The following is a 6,348-nucleotide window of genomic DNA, read 5'->3' as shown; positions in this document are numbered from 1 at the left end:
TATTTCAATATTAGCGACCTCATGCACGTGAGGCTCCGGGGCCTTTCAGCGGGGATAGAAAGCAGGTGGGCGCGCGAAAACCTCGCACGCCCACCCGATTGCGTCCTCTACTAAGACTCGTGCTCGCGTACAGCCAACGTTGCACGCCGGTGGCACCGGCCTCCCGGGTTGCGCCGGCCGCCCGGGGTGCGCCGAAGCCCGTGCCACCGGCCCGCGCCACCGCTAATCCCCGAGCCACTCCAGCATGCGGTAGAGCAACTGCGTGGCGCCGGGCATGAAGCCGGCCCCGTGATGGTAGGTGGCATCCATCGTGGAAACCACCAGCTCGGCCGGGAACGTCACATTATCGTGGTAAAGCAGCATATTCGGATGATCCGGAAGCGCCAGATAATGCCCGCCCCAGGGGTCCACACCCGGCCCAGTCTGTTCTACTTGCGTGAGCACTACCAACGGCGTCGCCCCCGCCGGAGGCGCGAGCACTCCGTGGTAATGCCAGTGGACGGCCTCATCGGAAAGATACTCCCAGAGCGGGTGATCGGTGTTCACCGAGCGCCGCCCCAGATCCTCGCCGGTACGCCAGGACCAGAAATTCGTTCCGCGCGGAGTCTCGGACGTCCCCGGCAGCCAGCTATCCACCTGGTTAATACCATCGATAAATACTTTTTTATCCGCCTGCCCCAAGAAATCCAGTACCTGGCCGTGCTTCGCGGCCACCACGCCAGGGTGATTGCGCGCCGCCAGATACACGGCGTCGAACTCCGAAAAATCACCTGAATAATCTGGCCAGTACACGGGGGTGACCGGGCGTGCCCGCACGGCCGGATCCTTCACGGTCGCGAGGTGGAAAAACGAACCGGTGTGCACAAATGCTATTTTCTTCATCGTTACTTCTCCAGATACTCGGTGATAGCACGGCGCAGCCCGGCGGCGGACGTCCCCGGGAAAGCGAAACCGCTGAGATCATTACCGTTGTGGACAATCACTTCGCCTTCACCCAGCCGGTAACTGACATCCACCGGCAGCTTCCCGGGCCCGATTCCAGTGATCACCCGCGCGCCTTCGGGCAGCTCAGCCAGGAAAGAACGCGCGTAAAAACCGGCCACCCCGATCTCGCGTAGTTCCTCGAAAGAATGCTGGCCGGGCACGCCGGTGCGCAGCAGCATATCCCGCCGCTCCACGCCCTCCCAGATCGGATGCGGATCCACCGCGCTGAGCCATACATCATCAAGCCCGTGAAATTCCATTTTCCGGTGGCTCGGCAACCCATCCACCCAGCGCCGCATTGGCAGGCCGTTGGCCAGCAGTTTCCCGCCCGCGCGCACCCAGGCGCTCAGGCGCTCGCGCTGAGTTTCCAAGAAAAGCTGATCGGCGCCCATCGACACCACGATCCCGCGATATCCCGTGAGGTCAGTGCCGGGCAGCTCGTACGTATCAATAAGATCAGGTGGCGTGCTCGCATCGCGCACCATATTCATAATCGTGAGAATATTACCCATCGTGGTCCTTTCTTTGCGAGGGCGGTGTGGAAGCGGAAGGGGCGGCGTCGTCGTTCGCACTAAAATCTGGGACGACGACGCACTGCGAGCCACGGTCAACCGGAACATCACGGACCCGAATCGGAGTGCGGTAAAGCGTGCTCAGCCGCGCTTCGGTGAGTTGCCGTGCGGTTTCCCCGATGGAGAGGTCATCGGCATCCATGACAAGGGTGGTGCGTGAGGTTAGGAAGGCATGCGCTGGATCGTGCGTGGTCATAATAATGGCCAGGCCCTCGGCCGCGAGCGTGCGAATAATCGTGAGGACACGGCGTTGATTGCGCAGGTCCAGCGCGGAAGTTGGCTCATCCAAAATAAGGGTGCTCGGGGTGGCAACCAGCGCGCGGGCAATGAGCGTGAGCTGGCGTTGCCCGCCGGAGAGCTCGGCATACGTAGCCCCACCCAGGTGTGCGATGCCCACCCGTTCGAGGGCCTCCCACGCGGCCTCACTATCGGCCGCCGAGGGGCTGGCGAAAACTCGCATGGTGCGAGCCCGGCCCATGAGGACCATGTCATGCACGGTGAACTGGTGGTTCGCCGCGTGGGACTGCGGCACGTAGCCGATAGGCCCGTCCGAATGCACGGTGCCCTCCACCGGGGTGCGCACCCCGGCCAAGCAGGTCAGCAGGGTGGTTTTCCCGCGCGCATTCGGGCCGAGCACCGTGAGCACTTCGCCGGGGCGGGCTTCCAGTTCAACCCCGCGGAACAGCCACGGGCCACCACGATAGTGATGCCCAAGATTTTCTGCCTTAAGCAAGAGCCCGCCCTTTCCGTGCGCGTCGAATGAGCAGCCCGATAAATACCGGGGCGCCGATGGTGGCGGTCAAAATTCCCACCGGGATTTCCACCGAGGTCGCATTGCGCGCAATCGTGTCAATAATGAGGAGATACATCCCGCCCATGAGGAAAGACTCCGGGATAACCACGCGATTATCGTGCCCCACCAGCAGGCGCACCAGATGCGGGATCACCAGACCCACCCAACCAATAATGCCAGCGGCGGCCACCGAAGCCGCGGTGAGAAGAGCGACGGCGAAAATGCACACCCAGCGCATCGCACTCGGATTAATGCCGAGCGCCCGGGCGTCCTCATCACCTAGCGAGAGCACATTAATACGCCAGCGCAGCGCCACCACCACGATAAGGCCAATAATGACGGGAATGATAATGGTGGTTACTTTTGCCCACGACGCCGCAGCTAAGGAGCCCATGAGCCAGAAGGTAATCGAGGGGAGTTTGCTGTACGGGTCGGCCACGTAGGTCATGAGGGAGACCATCGCATTAAAGAACGCGGAAACTACCACGCCTGCCAGCACGATGGTCAGCGTGGCCGAATGGGAGCGAATCCGCCCGATGAGCATGACGCAGACCACCGCGGAGAGCCCGAAAATGAAAGTGGAACCCATGAGGATGAAACTCGAGGTGCCCACCAGAATCGCCAGTACCCCGCCGAACGCAGCCGCGGAGGACACCCCTACGATATCGGGGGAGACCAGCGGATTTCGGAACAGGGACTGGAGCACCGCGCCAGAAACAGCCAGGCAACCACCGAGCACCACGGCAAGAATGACTCGCGGAGCTCGAATCTGGTTAATAGCCACGAGGGCCGAGCGATCCACATCATCCGGACTCGACAAGAGAATACGCACCACGTCCGGAGCGCTAATGGACAGTTGGCCCATGCCCATCGCCACCACCATCGCGCCGAGCAGCGCGATGGTGGTGATAACTAGCACCGCGAAAGCCGCGGTGCGGCGCCGGGCGATGGTACTTGCGGCTGTGGTGGGCGTGCTGGCCGCGGGTGCGGGGGCGCTAGCCCCCGCCGTCGTCGTACTCATCATTCCCGGCGCCGCAGCCGCGCTGGTCGCAGCCGCACCGGCCGCTGAATCTGCGGATTTAGCGGACAACGTCATAATTGGCGCTGCCGGCATTAATATCGGTGCGCAGAACTAGATCGATATCTTCGTCGGTGAGATCGTAGTTGTAGACCCACTTCGTCTTCTCGCGCATGAGCGCGGGCATATCGACCTTGAATTCACCCGGGTAGGCGAGGGCCGCTACGTAATTCCAGTACAGCGGGGATTCCGCGCAGGGAACCTGCCAGCGGTACACGCCCAGCGGGGCGCGGTAGACACGCTTATTCTTAATCGCACTTACTTCGGCCAGCCGCGGATCATTGTAAAGGTCATCGGGAACGGCCTTGTCGAAAGCGGAAAGGAAAATGATTTCCGGATCCCACGCCAGGATCTGCTCCGGGGAGACGATTCCATCCTGCACCACATCCGAGGTGGCCATATTCTGAGTTCCGGCCACATCAAAAACGTGCTGCCCGTAGCTCTTTTCGGTATTCGCGGACATTTTTTCCGCCGAGTAGCTCAGCTGCAGCCCGCGCGGCTTGGGCTTGCCCAGCGCTGCGACCTGCTTGGATATCGATTCCTGTTCGCTGTGCATATAGTCAATGAGCTGCGCGGCGCGATCTTCCTTGCCGAGGATTTCCCCGAAAAGCTTGATCCAGGTTTCCAGATTTTCCTGGGTGCCGTACTTGAGCCCGAGCACCGGAATGCCGGCCGACTCAATCGGGGTGATGAGATCCTCACTACGGTCACCCCACTGAATAAATACATCCGGATCCTGCGCCAGAATAGTTTCCATATTCGGGGTGAATTGGCGATCCGCGATCACCGGGGTGGTGACGGACGCCGGGAAAATCTTCGAAATAATGCCCTGCTTATTGGCGACCAGCAGCGATTCGTTAATCCCAACAATGCGGTCCCAGGATCCGTCCACCGCGGCAATAATGGTGGGCGCGGGGATCACCGCGGAGGCGATTTTTTGCACCGGGCGCGTGACTTCTACCTGGTGGCCGCGCTGATCGGTTACGGTGATCGGGCCGCTTGCGGCATCGCCCGTGGCGGGGGAGGCCGACGACGCAGCTGCGCTGGCGCCACTCGAGCTGGTAGGTGATTCGGTAGAGGTGGAAGATGCGGAACAGCTCGCCAGCAACCCGGCGCAGAGCGCGCTCAGGGCAACGGTCATAACACGGCGTTTCACCAATGCTCCTTTGTTATCGGCCGGGGCGTGAAACCAGGTCCCGACCTAGTGGTTAGGTGACCCTAACTTTATGGACTGGTGTGCGGGGTGTCAACAGTTTTGTGGCGTGAAAATCCTTGTAAATGCTTGAAAATCCGGGGGTGAGTATGAGTATGCGTGGCCTTGGCTTGGCCTTGGCCTTGGCCTTGGCTTGGCCTTGGCCTTGGCCTTGGCTTGGCTTGGCGTGGCGGGGCGGGGCGGGGTGGGGCGGGGCGGGGTGGATGCTCAGTACGGCGGGCGCGGCGCGGGGTGTGGCTCGGCGAGGTGGGCCGGCGCTACTGCCTGCGCAGAGGGCCGGCGTTACTGGCCTAGTGCGCTGAGCGGGAAAGTGGTAACGCCCTCGGCTGCGGGCCCGGTTATTCCCGTGCCGGTAATGACGGCGAGGAAAGCGGGTTCGCCGCGTTCCGGCGCGATCTGATCAACTGCTTTTTTGAGACTGCGCGCGCCTCGGGTGACCTGCCCGCCCCCGAGTTTGACTTCAACGCCCGCCCATACGCCTCCCGGGAATTCCAGCACCGCATCGATTTCATGGCCGTAGGAATCGCGGTAATGCCGCACGTGCCCACCCAGGATCTCGGCAAAAACGCTGAGATCGTGCACAACCGCGGACTCGAAAATAAATCCGAGAGTTTCTAGATCCCGCCGCAGTGCCGAGCTATCCGCGGCAAGCGCCGCACACGCGAGCGCCGGATCGGCCAGGTGATACTTGGGTGACAGCCGCAACTGGGCTTTGGAACGAAGCCGAACCGACCAGGCCGGAACCGCCTCAACAACGAAAAGCCGCTGGAGAGTATCCAGAAGAGTGGATACCGTTTGCCGACTCGACGCGGGGAAAACCGCGTCCAGATCCTTTTTGAGAGTGGCGATGGAGACTTCGGATGCCACCGAGCGGGCCAGGGTCCTAAGTAGATGCAAGATGAGTTGCGGGTCTTGGCGCAAGGTAATAATCCGAGGAATATCGGCACGTGCAATCTCCTGGAGATAGCTGGTCAGCGCGAAGAACGCCGCCTCGCCTTCCAGATCGAGCATCCCGGGGAAGCCTGGGCGCAGCAGGGCCTCAATCACGGAATCGAGAGGAGGCGTGCTGAGGTTCGTGGAAACGGGCTCCCCGGCGAGGAGCTTTTCGAGGGATACCGCGCCCGAGCTGCGCCCCTTTTCCTGCCAGGTCATCGTGCGTTGGCGGACGCGGGTGAAACGCCCGGCGCCGGTGTGGCGCGTGATGTCACCTGCCGGAACCGAGGAGCCGGTGAGAATGAAATCCCCGAAGCCGGGGGAGGAATCCACCGCCCGGCGCACCATATTCCACAGGTCTGGATTGAGCTGCCATTCGTCGAGGAGCCGCGGGCGTCCGCCTTCCAGAAGCGCATCCGGAGCTATCTGCGCGAGTTGCTGCGCCTGCGGGGTGTCCAAGAAAACAGCGGATTCGCAGTGATGCAGTGCCGTCATTGTCTTTCCGCAGCCGCGCGGGCCTTCAATGACTAGCGCGCCTGACGAGGCGAGAGCCCGCGTGACCAGGCGGTCTAGAGCCCGGGGAAGATAGGGAATTCCTGCAACTGCTTCCGTGTCCATAACCCCAGTCTAGAGGGTGGGTTGCAAAATGTAGAGTCCTTACGTTGCAAAATGTAGGGCAATTACGTTGCATTTTGTAGGGTAGCTACGTTGCAAAATGTAGGGCTGTTACGTTGCATTTTGATTTCGGGCAGATGTGGCGGTCTTCCCGCGAGAG

The 6,348-nt window shown here is 61.6% G+C and carries 6 protein-coding genes; all 6 read right to left on the bottom strand.

Annotation, left to right across the window (positions count from 1 at the left end):
* Positions 1-222: 222 nt before the first annotated feature.
* Positions 223-882 carry a hypothetical protein gene (locus AC5RK6_RS04790; RefSeq protein WP_320757021.1) on the bottom strand — a complete coding sequence of 220 codons (660 nt, stop codon included), beginning with the start codon at positions 880-882 and terminating at the stop codon, positions 223-225.
* 2 nt (positions 883-884) lie between these two features.
* On the bottom strand, positions 885-1,496 hold the full coding sequence (locus AC5RK6_RS04785; RefSeq protein WP_320757020.1) for a hypothetical protein: 612 nt from the start codon (positions 1,494-1,496) through the stop codon (positions 885-887).
* Positions 1,489-2,289: an ABC transporter ATP-binding protein gene (locus AC5RK6_RS04780; RefSeq protein WP_284905917.1), complete on the bottom strand. Its 801-nt coding sequence runs from the start codon at positions 2,287-2,289 to the stop codon at positions 1,489-1,491. The genes AC5RK6_RS04785 and AC5RK6_RS04780 overlap by 8 nt, the downstream gene beginning before the upstream one ends.
* The gene (locus AC5RK6_RS04775; RefSeq protein ID WP_320757019.1) at positions 2,282-3,445 is read right to left on the bottom strand and encodes a FecCD family ABC transporter permease; all 1,164 of its coding nucleotides are present in this window, start codon (positions 3,443-3,445) and stop codon (positions 2,282-2,284) included. The genes AC5RK6_RS04780 and AC5RK6_RS04775 overlap by 8 nt, the downstream gene beginning before the upstream one ends.
* The gene (locus AC5RK6_RS04770) at positions 3,429-4,583 is read right to left on the bottom strand and encodes an ABC transporter substrate-binding protein (protein ID WP_320757018.1); all 1,155 of its coding nucleotides are present in this window, start codon (positions 4,581-4,583) and stop codon (positions 3,429-3,431) included. The genes AC5RK6_RS04775 and AC5RK6_RS04770 overlap by 17 nt, the downstream gene beginning before the upstream one ends.
* A 339-nt stretch (positions 4,584-4,922) precedes the next feature.
* Positions 4,923-6,191, bottom strand: a complete 1,269-nt coding sequence (locus AC5RK6_RS04765) for an ATP-binding protein (protein WP_320757045.1) — start codon at positions 6,189-6,191, stop codon at positions 4,923-4,925.
* Positions 6,192-6,348: the final 157 nt, after the last annotated feature.

This window comes from Actinotignum sp. usb-actsch-213 (assembly GCF_059085665.1).
This window is presented reverse-complemented; position numbering and strand designations above follow the sequence as displayed.

What these genes read in the sequence shown, in the direction of transcription:
- AC5RK6_RS04790 (WP_320757021.1), bottom strand. Translation starts at nt 882, where the DNA reads ATGAAGAAAATAGCATTTGTGCACACCGGTTCGTTTTTCCACCTCGCG.
- AC5RK6_RS04785 (WP_320757020.1), bottom strand. Translation starts at nt 1,496, where the DNA reads ATGGGTAATATTCTCACGATTATGAATATGGTGCGCGATGCGAGCACG.
- AC5RK6_RS04775 (WP_320757019.1), bottom strand. Translation starts at nt 3,445, where the DNA reads ATGACGTTGTCCGCTAAATCCGCAGATTCAGCGGCCGGTGCGGCTGCG.
- AC5RK6_RS04765 (WP_320757045.1), bottom strand. Translation starts at nt 6,191, where the DNA reads ATGGACACGGAAGCAGTTGCAGGAATTCCCTATCTTCCCCGGGCTCTA.